This window comes from Prevotella conceptionensis 9403948 (genome assembly GCF_000312305.1).
GTDB classification, from domain to species: Bacteria; Bacteroidota; Bacteroidia; order Bacteroidales; family Bacteroidaceae; genus Prevotella; species Prevotella conceptionensis.
Window position 1 is genome coordinate 59,786 of record NZ_HE999443.1, and the last position, 22,613, is coordinate 82,398.

The 22,613-nt window shown below is 48.2% G+C and carries 18 protein-coding genes and 1 pseudogene; 9 read left to right on the forward strand and 10 right to left on the reverse strand.

Features of this window, described 5'->3' with window-relative positions; genetic code table 11:
• From BN93_RS18220 to ahpF, 9 genes are all read left to right on the forward strand, one after another.
• On the forward strand, positions 1-120 hold a 120-nt coding region (locus BN93_RS18220), incomplete at its 5' end, for a DUF6029 family protein (RefSeq protein WP_407983011.1).
• Between the two features lie 170 nt (positions 121-290).
• Entirely contained in the window at positions 291-1,079 is a 789-nt protein-coding gene (locus tag BN93_RS00190) for an Omp28 family outer membrane lipoprotein (protein ID WP_019186329.1), read from the forward strand.
• A 361-nt stretch (positions 1,080-1,440) separates the two neighbouring features.
• Positions 1,441-2,112: a hypothetical protein gene (locus BN93_RS00195; protein WP_232211044.1), complete on the forward strand. Its 672-nt coding sequence runs from the start codon at positions 1,441-1,443 to the stop codon at positions 2,110-2,112.
• Positions 2,113-2,334: 222 nt separating this feature from the next.
• A complete protein-coding gene (locus tag BN93_RS00200; RefSeq protein WP_044259273.1) occupies positions 2,335-3,648 on the forward strand; it encodes an Omp28-related outer membrane protein in 1,314 nt (437 codons plus the stop codon).
• Positions 3,649-4,144: 496 nt separating this feature from the next.
• Positions 4,145-5,458 carry an Omp28-related outer membrane protein gene (locus BN93_RS00205; protein WP_019186332.1) on the forward strand — a complete coding sequence of 438 codons (1,314 nt, stop codon included), beginning with the start codon at positions 4,145-4,147 and terminating at the stop codon, positions 5,456-5,458.
• A gap of 1,311 nt (positions 5,459-6,769) precedes the next feature.
• Positions 6,770-9,586 (forward strand): DUF2339 domain-containing protein, encoded by a 2,817-nt coding sequence (locus BN93_RS00220; RefSeq protein WP_019186336.1) that lies wholly within the window; start codon positions 6,770-6,772, stop codon positions 9,584-9,586.
• 86 nt (positions 9,587-9,672) lie between these two features.
• Entirely contained in the window at positions 9,673-10,287 is a 615-nt protein-coding gene (locus BN93_RS00225) for a superoxide dismutase (RefSeq protein ID WP_044259274.1), read from the forward strand.
• Between the two features lie 151 nt (positions 10,288-10,438).
• On the forward strand, positions 10,439-11,005 hold the full coding sequence (ahpC, locus tag BN93_RS00230) for an alkyl hydroperoxide reductase subunit C (RefSeq protein WP_019186339.1): 567 nt from the start codon (positions 10,439-10,441) through the stop codon (positions 11,003-11,005).
• Between the two features lie 324 nt (positions 11,006-11,329).
• Positions 11,330-12,889: an alkyl hydroperoxide reductase subunit F gene (ahpF, locus tag BN93_RS00235; protein ID WP_019186340.1), complete on the forward strand. Its 1,560-nt coding sequence runs from the start codon at positions 11,330-11,332 to the stop codon at positions 12,887-12,889.
• A 669-nt stretch (positions 12,890-13,558) separates the two neighbouring features.
• Here the strand turns inward: ahpF and rd are convergent.
• From rd to BN93_RS00275, 10 genes and pseudogenes are all read right to left on the reverse strand, one after another.
• Positions 13,559-13,723 carry a rubredoxin gene (rd, locus tag BN93_RS16350; RefSeq protein WP_009230608.1) on the reverse strand — a complete coding sequence of 55 codons (165 nt, stop codon included), beginning with the start codon at positions 13,721-13,723 and terminating at the stop codon, positions 13,559-13,561.
• Positions 13,724-13,842: 119 nt separating this feature from the next.
• Positions 13,843-14,895 (reverse strand): annotated as a pseudogene (locus BN93_RS00240) (glycosyltransferase family 9 protein).
• A gap of 70 nt (positions 14,896-14,965) precedes the next feature.
• Entirely contained in the window at positions 14,966-15,568 is a 603-nt protein-coding gene (locus tag BN93_RS00245; RefSeq protein ID WP_019186343.1) for a DUF4254 domain-containing protein, read from the reverse strand.
• Positions 15,569-16,828: 1,260 nt separating this feature from the next.
• Complete coding sequence (locus tag BN93_RS16355) at positions 16,829-17,119, reverse strand: hypothetical protein (RefSeq protein WP_232211045.1); 291 nt, start codon at positions 17,117-17,119, stop codon at positions 16,829-16,831.
• A 288-nt stretch (positions 17,120-17,407) separates the two neighbouring features.
• Positions 17,408-18,856 (reverse strand): glycosyltransferase, encoded by a 1,449-nt coding sequence (locus BN93_RS00250; RefSeq protein ID WP_019186346.1) that lies wholly within the window; start codon positions 18,854-18,856, stop codon positions 17,408-17,410.
• The gene (locus tag BN93_RS00255; RefSeq protein WP_019186347.1) at positions 18,849-19,211 is read right to left on the reverse strand and encodes a hotdog family protein; all 363 of its coding nucleotides are present in this window, start codon (positions 19,209-19,211) and stop codon (positions 18,849-18,851) included. The genes BN93_RS00250 and BN93_RS00255 overlap by 8 nt, the downstream gene beginning before the upstream one ends.
• On the reverse strand, positions 19,195-19,593 hold the full coding sequence (locus BN93_RS00260; protein ID WP_019186348.1) for a hypothetical protein: 399 nt from the start codon (positions 19,591-19,593) through the stop codon (positions 19,195-19,197). The genes BN93_RS00255 and BN93_RS00260 overlap by 17 nt, the downstream gene beginning before the upstream one ends.
• A gap of 22 nt (positions 19,594-19,615) precedes the next feature.
• A complete protein-coding gene (locus BN93_RS00265; RefSeq protein WP_019186349.1) occupies positions 19,616-20,242 on the reverse strand; it encodes an outer membrane lipoprotein carrier protein LolA in 627 nt (208 codons plus the stop codon).
• Positions 20,243-20,593: 351 nt separating this feature from the next.
• The gene (locus BN93_RS00270; RefSeq protein ID WP_044259275.1) at positions 20,594-20,953 is read right to left on the reverse strand and encodes an EamA family transporter; all 360 of its coding nucleotides are present in this window, start codon (positions 20,951-20,953) and stop codon (positions 20,594-20,596) included.
• Positions 20,932-22,613: beta-ketoacyl synthase N-terminal-like domain-containing protein (locus BN93_RS00275; RefSeq protein ID WP_019186351.1), on the reverse strand; the 1,682-nt coding region annotated here is incomplete at its 5' end. The genes BN93_RS00270 and BN93_RS00275, both read right to left, overlap by 22 nt.

The window sequence follows — 22,613 nt, forward strand, 5'->3', positions numbered from 1 at the left end:
GCACATAGGCTGCAAGTGGGCTACGGACGCACCCACGATGGGTATAATTGCAGTGGTGGTGTGTGTCGATACATGCCTGCCACCAAGGGTGCAAGGCTGTCTTACAGCTATAATTTCTAGGGTGTGAGAGAATTGGAGTTGCCTTTTTGAAACTCATATAGACTTATACGAAAGGGTAAGCAGGTTATCTTGTCGTCCCTGATAAACCCTTCTAACGAAATAAATATGGCCATCTACTCCCCTCTCCCCTCGGAGAGGGGCTGGGGGTGAGGCCGATAACAATAATCAATATGCACATCAAACCATTACACATACTGCTTGCCGCCCTGCTCTTAGGTGCGTGCAACGACATCGCGCCAAGCGACAGGCTTATCGAAGTGCCTGCAACAACGGCCAAACGCAAGGTGCTTGTAGAGGAATTTACGGGACAGCGTTGTCTTAATTGTCCTGCCGCGGCCGAAGAACTGTCGCGTTTGCAAGCCCAATATGGTGCAGACACGCTCGTCGTTGTTGCCATTCACGGCGGCAGGTTGGCCATTTTGCCTAAGGAAGGGCTTGTAGGTTTGGCCACACCGCTAGGTAAAACCTATGCTGAACATTGGGGATATGTCAACTCTGTGCCAAAGGTGCTGGTGAATAGGCAACGCGCCGGTTCGGTAAAAGAGGGGTGGGCGGCAAAGATTATCGCAGCGTTTGAAACCAAATCGCCGCTGAATCTGAAACTCTCCACCACTTATAATGCCGCAAATCGCGAGCTGCAAGTAAGCACTTCGGCGCAAACCTTGGCAGAAGGCGTAGAAGGAAAGCTGCAATTGTGGTTGGTTGAAGATGGAATTGTGGCCTTGCAGCAGTTCCCCGACAATGTTGTAAAGCGCGATTACGTGCATAATCATGTGCTTCGTGCCGCGCTTAATGGCGATTGGGGCGAGCCAATAAGCTTGCCAGGCAATGCAGAAAAGACATTAACCCATAAGCTAACCCTGCCAGAAGGCATCAAAGCAGACAACGCTTGGGTTGTAGCTTTCGTGTATAATGATGCAGGAGTGGTGCAAGTAGAAAGGAGAAAGGTTGGTATTTAAGGCCTTAAGCTGTTAAAGACATCAGTTTATGGGCTGATAAGTTGGTTGGTTAATAAGTCTGCTTGTTTAATGCGCCCCTGCTTGTGAGGCTTGATTTGTCCTTGCTTGTATCAGCAAACAACCTGTTAACTCACAGACTTGTAAACTTACAAACTCACAAATTCACGGACTCATTATCTTATATACGCATCAACTTACAAGCTTACAAGTTTCCTCCAACTCATCAACTCGCGAACTCATCAACTTATAAGCTCACGAGCTCACGAACTTACAAGCTCCCCAACTCATTAACTTACATACTCATCAGCTTACAAACTGATAAACTCATAAACATATATAATCACAAATAAATCTATTTAACATGAAGAGATTATTACTTCTTAGCGTATTATTTTGCCTTGCATCAGTAATGACAATGCAAGCAGCAAATCGTGAAATGGTATTTACAGACGCCAAAGGAAAAGTATTGGCAGATAAGGCCACATTATCGTTAACCAAGGTAGAAAATGCAGGATTTGGACCACAAATTAAGTCGGGTTTGTCCATTCGTAACGTCTCAGGAAAGGAGTTTAACGTTATGCTTGTCTACGAAATTGTAGAAATCAGTGGGCAAGGAGCCGATTTGGAGGTGTGTTTCCCTTCAAATTGCAACACATGGGACAAGAAAGGCAAGTACTATACGTCCTCACGAAAGGTTAGTTCTAAGGCGCAAAACATCTCCATTGGCACGGACTTTAATCTTGCAGGTAAAGCAAACTGCACCGCCATATTGAAACTTTACACCACAAAAAGCACCGAAGATGTAGAAAAAGCGGTACCCGAACAACTGCTAGCTACGGTTACATTGAAGTTTAATGGCAATGCAACGGGCATAGAAAGCGTGCAACGCACGGCACAGAATGCAGACAACGAAGTGTGGACTGTTAATGGCGTGCTCGTTGGGCACAACATTTCCGATGTCAATAGCTTACCAAAAGGTCTGTACTTAGTGCGTGAAAACGGTAAGACAACAAAGGTTGTGGTGGGAAAATAGACCAAAGTAAACGTCATTTTCATCCCCTCCTAGGGAGAAAAGCTCCGACTTCTGCCCACTATGAGGGCGCGAGGTGAGTGCAATGTAGGGGGTGAAGTGGGCCATTAGCCCCATTGCTTTGTGGCAACTTTTATGGAATGGAACATCATAAACAAGGCATCCCATTTCCCCCAACCCCTTTGGAAAGGGGGCAGGGGAAAGCCAAATAAAAACAAATAGTAAATGAAAAAACCACTACTTTCGCGCCTTTGCGCACTCGCATTCATGTTCTGCGCCTGCACAACAGCCTTTGCCGGGTTTGGCGAGAACAACTTAGCGCCCATTGCTGCGCCGCGCTTATTCGTTGCAAAGGGTGCAACTGATGCCAAGGGAACATTCTCTTGCGTTAACTATGGCACCAACCCCGTCACCTCTTACCGCTACACCGCCACCGTGAATGGTCAGGTTGTGGAAGAAAAAGAGGTGAAATTAGCCGAACCAATCAACGTAAACGACTTCGGAAAACTCTTGGTTAAGGTGCCAACATTCAACCAATTGGGCGACCATCAGTTGGTTTGTAACATCACGCATGTTAATGGTAAGCCCAACACAACGACCTTTTCGTCGTCTACACTCGACATAACGGTGGTCACCAAGGTGCCAACATGTCGCGTGGTGTTCGAAGATTACACCGCCATGTGGTGCCGATATTGTCCTCGCGCAACGGCCATCATGGAGTATTTGACTAAGAAACACCCCGACGACTTTATCGGAATAGCCGTCCATCAGGGCGACAAGATAGCTATCGCAGACTACAAACGCCCTCAAGTAGACAAATTGGGCCTTCCTTATGTGTGGGCATCGCGCAGAGCCAAAGTGTCTGGCTATACCGGCGAAGATCTTTATCAGGAGGCCAAAGCGCTCGGAGCAGTGATGGATATCGACGTAAAAGCAGAATGGAATGCAAGCGGTAACGCCATCAACGTGCAGTCTACCACTACCTTCCGCACCAATATGTCCAAAGCAAACTATGCACTGGCCTACGTGGTTGTAGAAAATGGCATGCACAACGCATCATGGTGTCAATTAAATGCTTTCAGTGGAGATACCGAGTTGTTGGGGGAAAACGAGGAATTGGGTGTTTTTATCAAAGGTTCAGGAGAGGTTTATGGCCTTAAATACAACCATGTGGCTCGTGCTTTCTTAGGCATTGACAGCGGAATGGAGGGCTCGTTGCCCAAGAATGTCGTGGCCGACAGGGGTATTAAGCATCAGGCAACGTTCCAAGGAGTGGGCAGGAACTGGACTCCACAGAACAAAAAGAACCTGCGCGTTGTGGTGATGGTTATCGATAATTCCACGAACAGCATTGTTAACGGTGCCCATTGCCCAATCAAACCATACAGTACAACAGGTGTCGCAACCACCAAAAACACCGCCCAACGCGTAGAAGTGGCGCGCTTTAACCTCAAAGGTCAACGCCTTTCTGCACCCGAAAAGGGCATAAACATCGTGAAGTATAGCGATGGAACTGTTGAGAAGGTGAATGAAAGGTGAAAGAAAGGCATCTTAAAGGTGAAAAAGTGAAAGGGTGAAAAGGTGAAAAAATGGCTCACGCCCTTTAAAGGTGAAAAATTGAAAGGGTGAAAAAGTGAAAAGATGGCTCACGCCCACTAACTTGTTGAACAGTTAACCAGTTGACAAGAGGATAAGTTAATAGGTGCAGCCACTTTCTCACCTTGGCTAGTTGACTAGTTAACCAGTTGATCGGTTGACAAGTTAACCAGTTACAAGAGGACAAGTTAGCCAGTTAAAAAGGAGGAGTGTGCAAGTTGATGGGCGTGAACCATCTTTTCACCCTTTCATCTTTAAGGAGTTAAGGAGTTAAGCCAAATGCCTAGGTGGCGCAGCCATTTTTTCACCCTTTCACCTTTTCACTTTTAAAGGGCGCAGCCATTTTTTCACCCTTTCACCTTTTCACTTTTTCACCTTTAAGAGCCTTTCACCCTTTCACTTCTTCACCTTTAATACATTCATTATAAACTGAGATAACATGAAAAAACAACACTTTTTGCGCCTTTTTGCGCTTATGGCCTTGCTTTGTATGCAGACCTATACCCTTCTTGCAGCCGACGTATACAGTCTGTCTGTGGACAAACCCGCACGGATGTACGTAAAGACAGGTGCTTCGGGGCATAAGAACACGTTCATTATGCACAATTACGGCAACATCGTACAAAAGAACTTCCACTACAAGGCCACCATAAACGGCAAGGTTGTGGACGAGCGGACAGTGACATTTGCTAGTCCCCTGCAACCCAACAGAATGACAAACCTAACCATCAACATCCCGCCACAAAGCAAAGCGGGCGATTACGAGCTGGTTTTAGACGTTACACAGATTAACGGCAAGCCCAACGGAAGCCCTGGAAAGATAGCCAAACTGCCCATTACGGCCATTAATAAGCTGCCTACATGCCGCGTGGTGTTCGAAGATTACACCGCCAATTGGTGCCCCTGGTGCCCTTCTGGCATTGCCATCATGAGGCAAATGGCCAAAAAACACCCCAACGACTTCTTCGGAATAGTGGTACATGATCGTGATATGATGGGCATAAAAGGTTATAACGTGCCCGCAACTCCCCACGCAGGACTGCCCTCCGTATGGGCATCGCGTGCAAATAAGGTAGAGGGCTTTACCGGCGAGCTGTATTATCAGATGACCAAACAGCGTGGAGCGATGATGGATGTCGACGTGAAAGCCCAGTGGAATAGGCAAGGTAAGAGCATTGACGTACAATCTACCACCACATTTCGGGCCACAACCAACAACGCCCGCTATGCTTTGGCCTACGTGTTGATAGAAAACCGAATACAAAGAAACGACTGGGCGCAAAGAAATGGATACAGCGGAAGTACCAGTTATCTAGGTCTTAACCCCGAATTGGATTACTTTATCAAGTCATCTGACCCCATTAAGAACTTTGTTTTCGAAGATGTGGCTCGCTCTCACATAGGCATTGCCAACGGATTAGACGGCTCTTTGCCCCAAAGCGTTGTGGCCGATAGGCCCATTGTTCATAAATCTGCGTTGAATGGCATTGGCGATTGGGTGACGGTATTTAATAAAAACAACTTGACCGTAGTGGTTTTGGTTATCGACAACACCACACATAGCATCGTTAACGCCGCCCGTTGTGTTGTGAAACCCTACACTGCCACAGACATCGAAACCCCCAAAGCCACGGTAGAACGCGTGGAAGTGGCGCGCTTTAACCTCACTGGCCGACGCCTATCAGCCCCCGAACCTGGCGTAAACATCATTAAGTACAGCGACGGAAGTGTTGAGAAGGTGTTTGTTAGATGAAGTTGCGTTAGGGCTGAAGGCCAATAACGCCATGCGTGTTAAGCCCATTGTCGCACCATTTTTAGGCACAGATGCCTGGCCAATCTAGCAGTTTTACGCTGTTTGCAGGAGACAAATACACCCCTCTACCCTTCTCCTAGTGGGGAGGGGTAGGGACGTTTTGTAAGTATTTTGGCAGATTTTTTAACACAAAAAGTGCCCTTTTTATCCACCAACTACCCGCTTGGCCGCAAAAAATCGATTCTCGCGAAGGTTTGTTTTGATGCAAAAAGCGGTAGCAAATGAACGTTGACAAAATGAATATTTATTTGAAGAAACTGCCATTTGCGCTGTTTTAGGAGCCATTTACTGCTAAATATAGTGCAATATGCACCAAAACGTAGTGCGTTTTGGCGCAAAATACACTGCGTTTTGGTGCAAAATACAACGCGTTTTGGTGCAAAACGCAAGGTAAAATGGTGCTAAATGCAGTGCGATTTGCCGCTAAACGCAGGTCGAAAGGCATAAATATCCACGCTAATTGTATAAATAAAACCTTCTCGAACCATGAAAAACATGGCAAAAAAGGGCAAAATGACCCTTAAAAAGTGGGTTTTTAGGGTCTAAAAGTGGGTAATTGGGGGCGAAAAAATTGCGAGTTGGCGACCAAATAGAAAGGCTAAATGGTGCAAAATGCAGGCAATATGCGCAAAACATGACAAAGACGGCGACCGAAATAGTGGCAAAATGGCCGCAAAATGTCAAATTTTATGCCTTATTCTCGCTAGAATAAGGTTGAGAATAGTGTGTGTTTTGTAAAGTATAAACAATATTTTAACTTTATGTGTGCATGTGTTGTTTGGTAGTTCAGTGCCAGGGCCTGTCGGCTTGTTTGTTTTTCGTTTCCTGCGTTCGTGGGTTGTAGTTGCATGTGCATGGGGAAACAGCTTTCAGTTTGCAGCAACGATAAGAAACTATTCAACAGCGCTTGCGCCACAAAATATGGCTACAGCCCTGCTACTTATAGCCTTCAGTGGAGCTTGTACCGCCAAGCAGTGGGTATTTTGCCGCCAAGCAGCGGTTAAGAATGGCCTGTTGGTCTTTGCGGAACTATGCCATTCGCAACATAGTTGCGGCCTTTTCTCTGTTGCAAGCATGCAATAAGCGTGTGGGCAGCGGGCACACTTAGATTGCCTTTACCAGTAAGTGGCGTTGTGTTCCACTTGAAAAACAAACATTATTTTTTACACTTTTCTACACCAACTTATCGATTTTTTGTATAACTTTGCTACGTATTACACCTTATTATATAACTAAACCCATTTTAAGCTTATGTACGACGAAATAGGACTGTTCATTTTCCCGCTGATATTCGGCTTTGTTGCTGTGGTAATAGCTGTGCGGCTGAGCGTGAACAGCAAATTCGAAGAGCTGTTCTTTCAGTTCAAAGTGATGCAAAAACGGCTTGAAAGCACAACCGAATCACTCAATAACCTTCAAGAAGAGATTGAAAAAAGATTGCCACAAGGCGTTGCTACGAATGCAGGCAACCATGCAGAAGAACAAAAAGATGCCATTGAAACGCCACCACAAGCGGCAGGCAACGGTCCTTGGGCTACGCATACAGACCTACCAACAGGCGAAGACACGCACCAAGAAAGCGTGGAAGAGCCAGTCGCAGAGGTTACAACGCTGAGCGAACAGCAGCGTGTGGGTGCCCCAGTTGCCACTGTTGAAGTGCCTGTTCAGGGCGTGAATGTGCTTGCGAACGCGCCCGAAGGAGAGCCACAGCCGACAGATGGCGAACTGCAAGGCACAGACAGCAACCTACATCAGGCAGAAACGCCGACCACTTGCGAAGTTGAAACATCGCAAGCTGGTGCAGAACTGCAAGACAACGGTGCCGAACAGCAAGACGGCGACAACGAAACGCAGGGCGTTGACAACGAACAGCAAGCCGACAACACCGAAGAACAACGCGAAAATGCGGCCCAAGAGCAGCCGCAACTGCATGTGCCTGTAGCTGCCTTTGTGCAAGACGAAACCGAGCAAGAAAGGGTTGAACAAGCGCAAGAAGAGCCTGTTTTGACCGGTAGAGCCTATTTGGAGGCAAAGTATAAGCATGCTGCAACTAAAGGCAAGGCTGTAAACGGCTCCGCAATGGGTACAGACAACGAAGACGGAGGTTTTAACTACGAGAAGTTTATCGGCGAAAACCTCTTCGGTAAGATAGGTATCTTGGTCTTTGTGCTGGGTATTGCTTTCTTCGTTAAGTATGCCATCGACCAGAATTGGATAGGGCATACCATGCGCACAGCCCTTGGCTTTGGCGTAGGTACATTGCTTTTGGGTTTGGCTTGGAGGCTGGGCAAGCACTATCGTGCGTTCAGTTCGCTGTTGGCTGGTGGCGGATGTGCCGTGTATTACGTCACCACGGCCATCGCTTTCCATTATTATCAGCTGTTCTCGCAGTCGGTTGCCTTTGGCATCATGGTGGTTGTAACGTTGTTTATGGCTTGGACGGCTCGGCATTACGAACGTCGCGAATTGGCCATGACGGCCATTGTGGGCGGTTTCCTCGCGCCATTCCTCACCGCAACAGGTACGCCCAACTTCCTTTTCTTATACGTATATATGGTTATTTTAGGTCTGGGCAGCCTCTATCTTTCGTGGGGAACGCGTTGGAACGAATTGCCTTTGATAAGCACGGCAGCCACGTATTTGGCCTTATTGTTAATCGGTAAAGACCTTGTTGAGCTGTCTTGGGGCGTTCATATCTTGTTCTATGGCCTATTTTGGGCCATCTCTACGGCAAGCTGCTTTACGCTTTTGCGGCGCGGAATGGTACCTTTGTTTACGGGTTTCCACATCGCTACGATGATATTGAGCAGCATGTTCACCATCTTTCTTGTGGCTGCGCAGGGCGACGACGAATATTATGAAAATGGTTTCACCGCCCTTACGATGGGTGCGGCCTACATAGGCTTGCATCTTTGGCTAAGATATAAGGAGCGGACCAAGGATGCAACGCAGGCCATATTGCTGGCCTTGGGCTTGGTTTACGTTTCTGTTTCGTTGCCTTTGTTCTTCTCTGGCGCGGTGCTCACCGTTTGTTTCTCGGCCGAAATGGTGCTGTTGCTTTGGCTTTATTGCCGACTCAATGTGGGTGTTTACGGCATTGCATCGGGTGCGGTGATGGTTGTTTCGATACTTGGCGAATTAAGCCAGTTGCTCCTTGCCAATGCTCCAGAGGTGAGCACGCCCGTGTTCAACTCCAATTTCATGTCTACCATCTTCCGCGGTCTTTGTTTCTTGGCCTTCGCCCGCATCATGGACCGCAACAAAGAGAAGCTTGAATCTTACTATATGCCTTTAAATCACATTATCTATGGAGCGGGTATTATTACCATTTACGCCTGTCTCAGCATGGAAATGGACTTGTTCATCCCTTCGCCCACCTACAATGCGGTGGTTACCTTGTTGCGCATAGGCACGTTGTTTGCCATTGCCGTGGGGTTCGGTCGCCGTTATCCGGCCGGCAAGTATGGTTGGTTGTACGCCGTTTACATGTTCGTGGCCATGTTCCTTATTGCAGGCGACGTGTTCTACTACGGCGAATATACCACGCCCATGGCGGCCATAGGTGTGCAATGGCTGGGCATTGCTTGCGGCATAGGGCTTTTTGTGCATGCAAGCAGAAACTATTACAAGCAGGCTGAACGGTCGACAAAGCTTTTCACGGTGTTTCTTAACGTATCGGCCACCTTGTTGTGGGTAAGCATGGTGCGCGCCTTGCTGATGCAGATGGGTGTGGAACAGTTCAGCGCACCCCTGTCTCTGTCGCTCGCGGCCGTGGGAACGTTGCAAATGGCCTTGGGTATGCGCCTGCCAAACAAAACGATGCGCTTGCTGAGCATCGCCACTTTTGCTTTTATCATTGCGAAGTTGGCCCTTTACGACGTATGGCGTATGCCTGCCGTTGGCCGCATTGTGGTGTTCATTATCCTTGGCGCGCTGTTGCTCACGCTGTCGTTTATGTATCAGAAATTGAAAGATACGCTGAACCTTGGCGGCGATGACGAGGGGCGGAACGCCCTTGACGAGGGGACTTCCAGCGCGCCAGACAACGCGGAAGACGGCAACGAATAGAGCGAACCTATTGCACGATAGATATTATCTGTTTGCGGCAGCCGGCATTGTTGGTAACTTTGCACTCGTAAATAAATAACGAACAAATGTTTTTAACCAACTTATTTTTAGCAATTATGAACATAACAATGCCAACTCTGCCATACGCAGCCAATGCGTTGGAACCTGTTATCAGTGAACAAACGATAAATTTCCATTACGGAAAGCACCTTCAGAACTACGTAAACACCCTGAACACGCTTATCCAAGGCACGGAATTCGAGGGTAAGAGCGTTGAAGAAATCGTGAAGACTGCTCCCGACGGGCCTATCTTCAACAACGCAGGCCAGACGCTTAACCACACCTATTACTTCTTGCAGTTTAAGTCGCCCGTTAAGGGTAACGAGCCTACTGGCAAGATTGCAGAGGCTTTGGTGCGCGACTTCGGTAGCGTTGAGAATTTCAAGAAAGAGTTTACGCAAGCAGCCGCAACGCTCTTTGGGTCGGGCTGGGCATGGCTTTCGCAAGATAAAAACGGCAAATTGGTTATCACCAAGGAGGCAAACGCCGGCAATCCACTACGCCAAGGCAACAACCCATTGTTGGGTATAGACGTTTGGGAGCACGCTTACTACTTGGATTACCAAAACCGCCGTGTGGACCATTTGGCCGCTCTTTGGGACATCATCGACTGGAAGGTTGTTGAAAGTCTTTTGAAGTAAGCCTTTCATTCCACACATTGAACGTGCAATAGATTTCCAAAACAACAGTTAAAACAAAATCATAGAACGCTTGTCGGCCGTGGTTGGGGCGCGACTTTTAACAAGAACGCGCCACCAACGCCACCGACGACAAAAATAATTTATACACATTATGCAATCAATCATCAATTCATTGCTGCCCGAATTTAAGGTGCAAGCTTATCAAAATGGCGAGTTCAAAACCGTATCTAGCGAAGACGTAAAAGGCAAATGGGCCATTTTCTTCTTCTATCCAGCAGACTTTACCTTCGTTTGCCCCACCGAATTGGTTGACTTGGCAGATAAGTACGAAGAGTTGAAGAAGATGGGTGTTGAGGTTTACTCGGTTAGCTGCGACACGCACTTCGTTCATAAGGCATGGCACGATGCCTCTGACAGCATCAAGAAGATTAACTACACCATGTTGGCCGACCCACTCGGCGTTCTGGCTAAGGGCTTTGGCGTATTCATCGAAGAAGAGGGTATGGCTTATCGCGGCACGTTCGTGGTTGACCCCGAAGGCAAAATCAAGATTGCCGAAATTCAAGATAACAGCGTAGGTCGTAACGCCGAAGAGCTGGTTCGTAAGGTTGCAGCTGCTCAGTTCGTAGCATCTCACCCCGGCGAAGTTTGCCCCGCAAAGTGGAAACAAGGCGCTGAAACGCTGAAACCCAGCATCGATCTCGTTGGCAAAATCTAATTTAGAGCCACACGTTTAGGTGTTTGAACATTGCGAACAAGTACCTATATATTTACCAGTTGCCCCTTCTCTCCCCATTGGGTGGGGAATGGGGCAACTTATTAGAATAATAGACCCTGCACAATTTATCATTTTAGTAGAGTTATAAAACATATCAACGCATTAGGAACGCCCTAGAAATCGCTTGAAATTGATTTGATATCTGGGATAACTAGAAGTCTAAATGATGGAAATAAGGGGATTAAAAGCACTTATTCCCCCTCTTCTAGTGCGCCTGTTCCAAGTGTTTTAAGCATATAAATACTCCTTAAAGAAACCAACACTATGCTCGATACCTCGATACTCAAACAAGTTAGCGACGTGTTTGCTGGCTTAGAAAACGACTATGTTCTTGACGTTCGCACCGACGTTTCGCGCGCCGAATCGGCCGAACTGAAAGCATTCGTAAACGATTTTGTGTCTACTTCGGCACATTTGTCGGCCAATTTCACCGACACCAACGACGCCCAACTGTCGTTCTCGCTGCTTAAAGGCGGCCAACCAGTGGGCATAACCTTCCGCGGTATTCCCAACGGACACGAGTTTACATCGCTACTCTTGGCCGTTCTCAATGCCGATGGTAAAGGAAAGAACCTACCCGACGAGGCTATCAGCAGAAGAATTGCAAACCTCAAAGGAGAAATTAAGCTACAAACATACGTGTCGTTGACGTGTACAAACTGCCCCGACGTGGTGCAAGCACTCAACATCGTGGCATTGGCCAACAGCAGGGTAAGCAGCGAAATGATTGACGGAGCCCTCTTCCAAGATGAAGTTGCACGATTAAACATACAGGCTGTACCTGCTGTTTATGCCAATGGCGAGCTTTTGCACATCGGTCGCGGCGACCTTGGCGAACTTCTTGGTAAACTTGAAGACATGTTTGGCAGCGAAGAAGACAGCAATGCCGAGCCCGTTGAACGCCAGTTCGACCTCGTTGTTATAGGCGGAGGGCCTGCTGGTTCTGCTGCCGCCATCTATTCGGCACGCAAGGGATTGAAGGTTGCTGTGGTTGCTGGTCGCATTGGCGGTCAGGTTAAAGACACTGTCGGCATCGAAAACTTGGTGTCGGTACCCCAAACTACGGGTGCACAGCTTGCAGACGACTTGCGTACGCACATCGGACACTACCCCATAGAGATATTCGAGAACCGCAAACTTGAAAGCGTAGACTTCTCGCAATCGCCCAAACGCGTGTATGCTAAGGGTGGAGAAGTGTTCGTTGCACCTGCAGTTGTTGTGGCTACCGGCGCAAGCTGGCGACGTCTTAACGTAGACGATGAGGCTAAATACATGGGTAAGGGCGTTCACTTCTGCCCGCACTGCGATGGCCCTTTCTATAAGGATAAGAACGTGGCCGTAGTTGGCGGAGGTAATTCGGGCATCGAAGCAGCTATCGACCTTGCAGGCATCTGTAACCACGTAACTGTACTTGAATTTGCCGATACCTTGCGTGCCGACACAGTTCTGCAAGACAAAGCGGCCTCTATGAGCAACATCGAGATATTCAAGTCGTCGCAAACAACGCAGGTTTTGGGCGATGGTAACCACGTAACAGCCATTCGTGTGAAGGACCGCACCAACGAAGAGGAACGCGAAATAGCCCTCGATGGCGTATTTGTACAGATTGGATTGGCTGCCAACACCGAGCATTTCCGCGATGCGCTGCCGCTAAACGAAAGGCGCGAGATTGTGGTTGATGCCACTTGCCGCACCAATATTCCTGGCGTTTACGCTGCTGGAGACTGCACCAACGTGCCTTATAAGCAGATTGTTATTGCTATGGGCGAAGGTGCAAAGGCCGCTCTTTCGGCGTTTGATGATAGGATTAGGGGCATTATCTAAGCTGTTTCCCATGCACGAGCGTAGCTTGTTGCACTTATAAGACAAGGACTAAAACATCCCCACTCAAGATTTTTTATCTATATTTTTGTGAATGGAGCGCTCTCGCCTTCGGGTGGGGGCACTCTTTTTATATGCTGAAAAGACGTTTAAAGGTGAAAAGGTGAAAGGGTGAAAAGGTGAAAAGATGGCTCGCGCCCTTTAAAGGTGAAAGGGTGAAAGGGTGAAAAGGTGAAAAAGTGAAAAGATGGCTGCGCCCTTTAAGGTGAAGAAGTGAAAAGGTGAAAGGGTGAAAAGATGCCTCGCGCCCTTTAAAGGTGAAAGAGTGAAAGGGTGAAAAAGTGAAAAGATGGTTGCGCCTACTGATGAACAAGCGAGGCTAGTAGTGGCTAGGAGAACTAGATAACCTTGTACTTCTAGATAGGCTAGTACGGCAAGATAACCTAGTATTTCTAGATAACCTAGTGCTGCTAGATAGCCTAGTACTGCTAGATAACCTAGCATTGCTAGAAGTCCTAGTAGAACTAGATAATCCAATTCCACTAGCTTGCGTTAGCTTGCCCCCTCGTTAGCCTGTCCCCTCGCCCTCTCCCTTTACCTTTTCCACATCACAAAAAAAGGGGATATGCCGTTGCAGGCCATCCCCTTATTCTATTAATCTTCTAAAAAACTTTATTCTTCCACAACCGAGAAGTCGTCTTTTCCTACTCCACAGATGGGGCAAACCCAATCTTCGGGAATATCTTCGAAAGCCGTTCCTGGTTCAATGCCGCCATCGGGATCGCCAACTGCGGGGTCGTAAATCCAGCCGCAAGTCTCGCAAATGTACTTCTTCATAATCTTTTCGCTTTTAATTTGTTTATAATGAATTTATATATTTAATAATGAAATCAACCAACGGCACGCCCATCGGGACCTTTGCCGCGGTATATTTTGTTATCCAACAATGTTTTTGTTTATCGCTTACTTAGCACGCGCTTAACCCTTTCGTACACCATTTCGGGCGAGATGGTGCGCAAACAAGCAAGGTCGCCACGCAAACAAGGCTTGTTTCCGAATATGCTGCACGGCCTACAAGCCAAGTCTATCTGCACTGCATTCTGCGGTTTTTGTCCCCAACCCATAAAGCCCGCATAGGGATGGGTGGCGCCCCAAATGCTAACCACAGGCGTATTAACCAGCGAGGCGAAGTGCATGTTGGCACTATCCATGCTTATCATCACGTCTAGGTGGCTCATCAACACCAACTCTTGCGCTATTCCACCAAGCACAGCCGAGGCGTTGAGGCACTGCGCATTGCGTTCAACAATGCCATTGAGAATGGGTTCTTCGTCTGCACCCTTGCCAAAAAGGAACACACGACACGAGGGATGCTCCCTTATTATCATCTTGATCACCTTTTCGAGCATCTCTGGCGGATACACTTTCTGCTTATGAGCCGCGAAAGGTGCAACGCCAATCCACTCTTGAAAAGCCTTCTTTACGCCTATTTCGGGAGGAAGAAGGCGCAAGTTGCCGCCTTGGGGAGGAAAGATAGAGGTGAAATCCATCTTTACGGGATAGCCCAACTTGGCAAAAACGTCGGCATAGTTCTGGAAAGCTGTTGGCAAAGGCACCAGCCGTTTGTCTGTTTATGCCACCAGTTTCTTGCGTTCGTTGCGGTGTTTGTCGATATGTTCCACCCGATAACGCCCAAGGTTGAACCGTAGTCGTAAATAACCAGAGCGCAACACATTGTGCAAGTCGGCCACGGCAGTGATGTTCTTAGCCACGATGCGCTTATACAGCTTGTTCAGTCCGCCAATCCCGTGGTACTCTTTCTTGATGTCGGCGCCCATAAATCCCACGTTAGGAGCAAGCCCTTCAAACAATGGGCGCGCAAACGGGCGACTTAAAAACGTTATCCGCAACTCTGGGTACTGTTTAGCCAAGGCATACACCACAGGCACGGTCATGGCAACATCGCCCATGGCCGAGAAGCGGATGATAAGGATATGTTCGGTCTTCACACTGATGTGGGTATTAGTTTTTTAGCTTATAGCGTAATGCCCATTGCGCATTTTGCGCACTCGAAGGCCTTTATTTCTTGTACAACACGGGGTTTGTAGCCGGGTCGTTATACATTTTCATTTGCCTGTACACCTTCATATAGATGCGTCCCTGCTCGATGTCGGCCAGCAATTGGTCGATAGCAGCCGAGAGGTCAACCTGTTGTTCCAGCAAGATGTTCAGCTTAGCCTCGCAACGCTCGTGGTGTTCGGCGTCCACATCCGTACGTTCCACCTGTTCGCGCATGTGATAAATCTTCAATGCAAGTATCGAAAGGCGGTCAATAGCCCAAGCGGGACTCTCGGTGTTAAGCCTAGCATCGGCTTGCATTTTCACATCGGCGTACTTCTGTCGGAAATAACTGTCAATCTGCTCCACCAAGTCTGTTCGGTCTTGGTTAGAGCGGTCGATACGCCTTTTAAGGCTCAGTGCCTCTTCGGGATTGATGTGCGGGTCGCGAATAATGTCTTCAAAATGCCATTGCACGGTGTCAATCCAGCATTTTAGATACAGGCGGTTTTCTATCGTTTCCCTTTTGTAGGGGTTGTTGATAGGGGTGTCGATGTTGTCGGTTACGTGGTAGTCACGTATCGCCTGATTGAAAATCTCGTTGCAAAGTTTAGTAAAAGACATATTGTTTTGCGGTTTAAATGTTCGTGGCCTACAAGCTTGTGCGTTTCCTTAACTTGGGTAGGCATTGCCTATCTTCTGCAAGAGAGGTGCAAACGCGTGCAGACTATCTTTTGCAAAGATATGTTTTTTATTTTAAATCCGCAATGAAAAGGCGATGAATATTTTCTATTACCATATTGGTAAAATCTTATGTCGCGCATTTGGAGGCAGACTAAGCTGCGTTGCAACCATTTGTTTCTGTTTCTGTGGCGTAAGAACCGAACCTCATGCCACAGCCACCGCGTTGCGTTTGATGCAATAAATTAGTCTTGACTTTTAGTATTTCTATCAATAGAGCGCAGTTTGTTACCTTTGTAATGCCTGCACAAGATATTGTAATGCCAACACAATATAACCACTCATCGCATATGCGAAGTGCAGGACAAATATACCCACCGGCTTATCAACCCACGATAACCCGACAACTCCCCAATGTATCTGCTCATCAACTTATAAACTCACCAACTTACAAGCCCACCAACTCCAAAATCACAAGTTCGTCAACGCCTAACTCATAAGTTCGTCAACCCACAAATTCAAGAACACAAGAACTTGTAAACTTATAAACCCATCAACTCAAAACCCATCAATTCAAAATCTTAAATCTTTATCTTTTATTTTACAATACCGTTCTAATTTTCGCTCCATTCTAGCGAAAATATAGGGCATAAAGTAGGTAAATCACCCCTATTTCTAGCTTTTCTCGTTGTTCGTTTTGTCTGTTTTTAGGAGAAGAACCTGCATTTTGCACCATTTTGCCTTTCTAGTTTGGCAGAAAGCTCGTAATTTATCATGCCCAAAACCCCACTTTTAGACCCCAAAACCCCACTTTTTAACCACTATTTTGCCCTTTTTAGCCATGTGTTTCATAGTTCTAAAAGACTATATTTATACCATTGCGGCGTATTTTTATACTTTTCGGCTCGTATTTAGCGGCAAAAAACACTGCATTTAGCACCATTTTACCTTGCGTTTTGTACCAAAACGCATTGCATTTAGCACCAAAACGCGTTGCATTTAGCACCAAAACGCGTTGCATTTAGCACCAAAACGCACCACTTTTAGCGGAAAATAGCCCGAAAACTGGTGCAAAGGGTGGTCTTTCTAAATAAAAATTCATTTTGCTGCGTGCACATGCTAACCCCTTTTTGCATCAAAACAAACCTTTGCGAGAATCGTTTTTTTGCGGCAAGGCGGACGATTGGTGACAAAAAAGGGCACTTATAATGTTAAATTTCTGGCAGAAAAATAGACAAAAGACGATTTCCCTGCATATAAACGTATGGCAACGGCACGGAAAATGCGTACGCTTACGACTGGCAGTGCAAGCGGTTGCTGGGCATGTTGCTCACGGGCAGCGGAAACAACATCATGGAAAAGCAGAAGTAAGATGGAATTGACAGCCAGTTTTCTGTTTGTGGAAAACCGTAATGAATAACTATTGCCTAGTTTGCTTTTTGAGAAACAACCATTTCTGGACACAGACGAATGGGGCAGAATTTCAGATTTCATCGTATCTTAGTCCGGTACTTCGTACATGAGCGACGTGTTTTTCATGGTTTTACAGCACAAAGATAAAAAGCTCCTTTCAATTTAAAAGGCAATACAACAGAATAACGGAAAGGCTTCTAACGCTACCAATTATACAGCCCTTTCAAATTAAAGGTCAATACAACGGACAAGTCCGACCGGTCCGGCCGGTTCTGATTATAACCCCCTTTCAATTTAAAGGTCAATACAACTTCAATATAAGCGAATAACACTTTTGTTATAATGCGCCATCGCCCGCCCCTGTTTACATCAATATCTCTCCAATTCTTCAGCATACATTTTCCTAAAATGGCGTGCCAATTCTCTTGGCGTTATGTTTTTATCAAACGCTGATAACGCCGTTCGGCGCATGATGCTTACCACGATGTCGCCAGAAGATAGTGTTCGGGCGCGCTTGTTAAGTACATGCCCCGTGCCGTAGAGCAACACGGGCACAATGTCTAACTGAAAGCGTTGCGCCAAATAAAAGGCGCCCTGATGAAAACGTTGCACTTTGAGCGAGGCCGAACGCGTGCCTTCGGGGAACAACATCACACTATATCCGCGCTTAACAAGGCCGGCAATTCGCTGTTCGTTGTCTTCGATGTTGCGTGTAACGGGCAAATACTCGGCAAAACGTATGGCAACGGCATACAGGGGGTTGTACCACACCCACCGCTTGGTGAGTATCACCATGCGCGGCGTTAGGGCAAGGATGCAAAGCAGGTCGAGGTGGCTTTGGTGATTGCTGATAATGATGGAAGGTTGCGCGAAGTCTTCGCCCGTGGGGTTGTCGAAACGCGTTTTTATGCCTGGCAAAAGGCGCAGCAGTGTGCGGGCGATGCGCTGTATAAGGGCATGAAAACGCAGACGTTCGGTTTCGCTTACGCGATGCGACAGAAAATAAATCAGCATGCCTATCTGCAAAAAGAACATCAACACGAACATCAGCAGCAACACGCCTGCCGTGCATACCACGCGCAAAAGCTTACGCGGCAGGGCATAGACGATGGCGAAGAAGGTGAGGAAGGTGTTGAGCAGACTTATTCGGGCGAAGTCTACGCCTGGGCGGAAGTGGCTAACGCGCTCTTCGCGTGGCGGATAATGCACGTTGATGGGGATTGAAATGGTGCGCACGTTGTGCCAAGCGGCAAACACCAGCAAGGCAAGCTCGCTTTCGTATCGGTTTGTTACCAAGGGCAACCAGCGCAACAGGCGCAAAGGGTAGGCGCGAAAACCTGTTTGCGTGTCGGGTAAGCGCCTACCTGTTTGCAGCGCAAACCAAAAGTTGCTGAACTTATTGGCAAACTTACTCTGCCCATTCATGTTGCGGTTGTTGGTTTCCGAAAACTTATCGGCATCAAAGCGGTTGCCCACCACAATGGCATTGGGTGCTTGGTGTATGGCTTTGAAGAACAAAGGCAGGTCGGTGGGCGCGTGTTGGCCGTCGGCATCGATGGTGATGGCGTGCGTATAGCCCATGTTTTGCGCCTGTTTAAATGCGCTGAGCAAGGCCGCACCCTTGCCGCGGTTGCATGTATGGGTAACAACGCATAGCTCTGGGAAGTGCGTTGCAAGCAGTTGGGCGGTGTCGTCGGTACTTCCGTCGTTCACCACAATGATGTTTGGCGTGTGTTGGGCCACTCCGCGCACCACGCTGGCCAGTGTGGTGGCATTGTTATAAGTGGGTATCACCACGCATATGCGGTTGTTATTCATACACCAAAGATAGTTTGGCAAACACGTGTTCGTTGTTTTTCACCTCCGCTTTCACTAGCCAAGTGTTGCCTTCGCATCGTATGTTCAGGGCGAAAGTGGGGCAGGGCGTGTCTGTCGGGGTAAGTGGGGCAAGGTATTTCACGTTCTTGGCACAGCTTAGCTGCAAGGGTTTGCCCACCACTTCTTCGGCCAGTTCGCCCACCATTTGCAGCGTGCAGGCTCCTGGCGTGATGGGATTGCCGGGGAAATGCGCCGCGTAGATGGCGTGGTTGGGGTTGAGCAGCACACCGAAAACGTGCTTGTCGGCATCGTGTGTGGCGTTCTCTATGGTGTAAAAGTTATCTTTCAGTTTCATCTTCTGTAGGTTTAAGGGGTTTAAAGCGGTAGGTAATGTGCCGTTTTGGGTTTTCGTATGTCAGCGAATCGCGCGTAACCAGTTGCGGAACAATTTGTTGTAGGTCGTGGCGCAGCACGCGGCGTATGTACCATTTGTTGAGCATGGGCACCAAATTATATAGCTTTACCTTGCCGTTGGGCATGCAAACGAAGTCTACCATCTTTATCCCGAACTCGTTAAGGATGGCTCCGCGTGGCTGTTGTTCCACGGTGTCGATGATGCAAAGGCCTGTTATGGCGGCTTTTTTAAAGCTTAACTCCACGTTCCAACGCCGACCTTGGGCCGAAAGCGAGGCAACGGAGAGCCATAATAGCAGTATGTAAAGGGTTATGGTGCGCATGCGATGGGGGTGTGTGATGACCTTAAATCTTAAACTCTTCGTCGCTCACGGCGGCGTTTTTCTTCACCTGATGCAGTTCTATGCGAGTGTTGTCGCCACCCTTTTCGCGCATCTCAACGGTTGTTGCGATAAGCTGTTTGCTGTCGAAAGTGATGACAAGTAGGCTGAACATCTGTTTCATTTCTTTTTTGAGGGGCGTTAGTTGGGCAATCCACTTATCCCCATCAACAAACATTTGCGTCTTAAACCGCTGCTTGTCTGTAAGGCATTCGCCCGTAACGCTGCTGAGCATGATGCCCGTTATCTCGCGAAACACCTTGTTCTTGGCCGCATCTACCACGTCTTTGCGTTGCGCGCTCTTCATCAACACCTTCGTTCCGTTAAGGATAAAGGTGTATTGGTAGGGCGAGGTGTACTGCCAACGCAACTTGGAAGGCTGACTGTAACACATCCTTCCCTTAGAAACCATCTTCTGACTAAGCATTTTCAGTGTCTTCGTTTGGGTGAACGAGCACTGCAAACTCTTCGTTTTTTGGGCTACTTCGCCCACTTTCTGCATCATCTCATCGGCCTTTGCACCGCTTACCGCGGTTTGTGCATGGCCTATTAGTGGTACGAAAAGTAATATTATGGATAATATATAGTTCATATCAATTGAATTATTTACGAGTTGACAAGTTGATGAGTTGATGAGTTGATGAGTTGACGAGTTAACAAGTTGACGAGTTGACAAGTTAACAAGGTAGTTAGCCCCTGTGCAACAAAGCATTTGGCTTAACTCCTTAAAGGTGAAAAGGTGAAAAGGTGAAAAGGTGAAAGAATGGCTGCGCCACCTAGGCATTTGGCTTAACTCCTTAAAGGTGAAAAGGTGAAAGGGTGAAAAGGTGAAAGAATGGCTAACGCCACCTAGGCATTTGGCTTAACTCCTTAACTCCTTAACTCCTTATCAGAAGCATTTGGCTTAACTCCTTAACTCCATAACTCCTTAACTCCTCACTTCTCATCCCTGATAACTCACCATCACCACGCCTGCCATGATAAGTCCTACACCCAGCCAACGAACCAACGGAACAGCCTCGTGAAAGACAAACACGGCAGCAAGCATGCCCATTACATAGCTAAGACTTATCAGCGGATAGGCCTGACTCAGCGGATAGTGCTTTAAGATGTAGAGCCACAACACCGTTGAAAGGGCGTAGCATATACCGCAAACCGCGAACCAAAGACAGGTAAGGGCGCGAGCGAAGAACGCCCACGACCACGAAAAGGCACCAATCTGCTGCAAAGACAGCTTTAATGTTACCTGTACGGCAGCCAATAAGGCTGATTGCACGAGGGCTAATGCAAGTAATTTGAACATAGTTGCCTAACGTCTTCAAGCGAATTGAGGGCGCGTTCCGCCCCATCCGCTTCGTTTGTGAGTACCATCGAAAGGGCCGTTTGCCCTTCTTCATCGTGCCATCCCACCAAAGCCGTTTGCAAATCGCCCAAAGCTATTTGCAACCAAGCATCGGTTAGTGCGCTTTCCAACGAGCGTTGCCCGTGCGCATAAGTGCTGTTATAGCCGTGGCAATGGGTGTGAATGGCAATAAGACTGCTGATGGTGTTGTGCGTTGAGTGGATGAAATTGGTGGGTTTCAAACTCCCCTCTCCGTCGTTAGCCAGTTCGCGAAGAAACTTCTCGGTCTCTTCTACGCAGCCAAGAGCCGTGCCCGTAACGATGGCTTGCGGCTGTTCGATGCCTGAACGCTTTAAGGTTACAAGCGAAGTGAGCAGCGCGCGCCGCAGAACACCGCTCAAACGGCGTGCCACCAATGGCGGGATGCGTGGCAGTTCGGTTTCAGGAATGTCGGCAAACTTCACCACCGTTTTAACATATACGGGGCGTAATGGCGGCGTTTGCAATGGCGTGTTGCTTGTAGATGGTGCCGAAAACACGAGCGATGTGTCGTTTCCGCCAAAGCCAAACGAGTTGCAAAGCACATGTCGCAGCTGCTGTTGGTGCAGCATTTGCGCCACGGGAACGATGCCGTCGGCCATAGCATGCTGCCAATTGAGGTTGCTGGGGATAAAGCCTTGGCGCATGGCCAATAGGCAAATAACGGCCTCGATGCTGCCAGATGCACTGGTGGTATGGCCTGTTCGCGACTTAGTAGACGACACGGGAGGTACCTTTTCGCCGAAAATGCTGTGCAAAGCTGCGCTTTCGCTGGCATCATTGTTGGGGGTTCCTGTGCCGTGAGCGTTTACGTAGTCGATGTCGGCAGGCTGTAAAGCGGCCCTTTTCAAGGCTTGCCGCATGGAAAGTACGGCCCCTATGCCATCGTCTGACGAGGCTGTTTGGTGGAAAGCATCGCAAGCGTTGCCCCATCCGCTAAGCTCTGCCAAGACCTCTACGCCGCGTTGAGCGGCATGTTCGGCCGTTTCGAGCACCACGAATGCTGCTCCTTCGCCTAGGTTTAGCCCTGCGCGGGTGTCGTCGAAGGGGCGACAAGGCTCGCCGTCGAGTATCATCAGCGACCTAAATCCATTGAAATGAAAGCGCGAAAGGCATTCTGTTCCGCCCACAACTACTTGCTTGAAACGCCCCGAACGCAAGAGGTTTGCCCCTAGGATAAAGGCGTTTGCGGCCGACGAACAGGCCGTGCTGCATGTTGCTACGTAACCGAACGGGCCTACATTCTGCACCATCTCTTGGGTAGAGCGGCCGCAATCGCCCAGCGCATTGTTGCTTTGGGCCGCGTTGAAGTGGCGTTCAACGCAGTCCATATCGGCCACTGTGGTGCCCGAAACCAGGGCAACATCCGCCAATTGCTCGCTGTTGATGCCGGCTGTGGCCAGTGCCTCGCGCAAAGCTAGCGTGCCAAGGAGCATCGTTCGCGAGGTGTTTGCCGTGCAAGGCACGCCCAACCGCTGGGCCAACTGCTCGTTAGAGAGCTTTACTTCGCCCACGGGCATCTGCCTGTGCTGGGTTTCTAGAAAGCGAACAGGTGCAATGCCGCTGGTGTCGGCCAACAAAG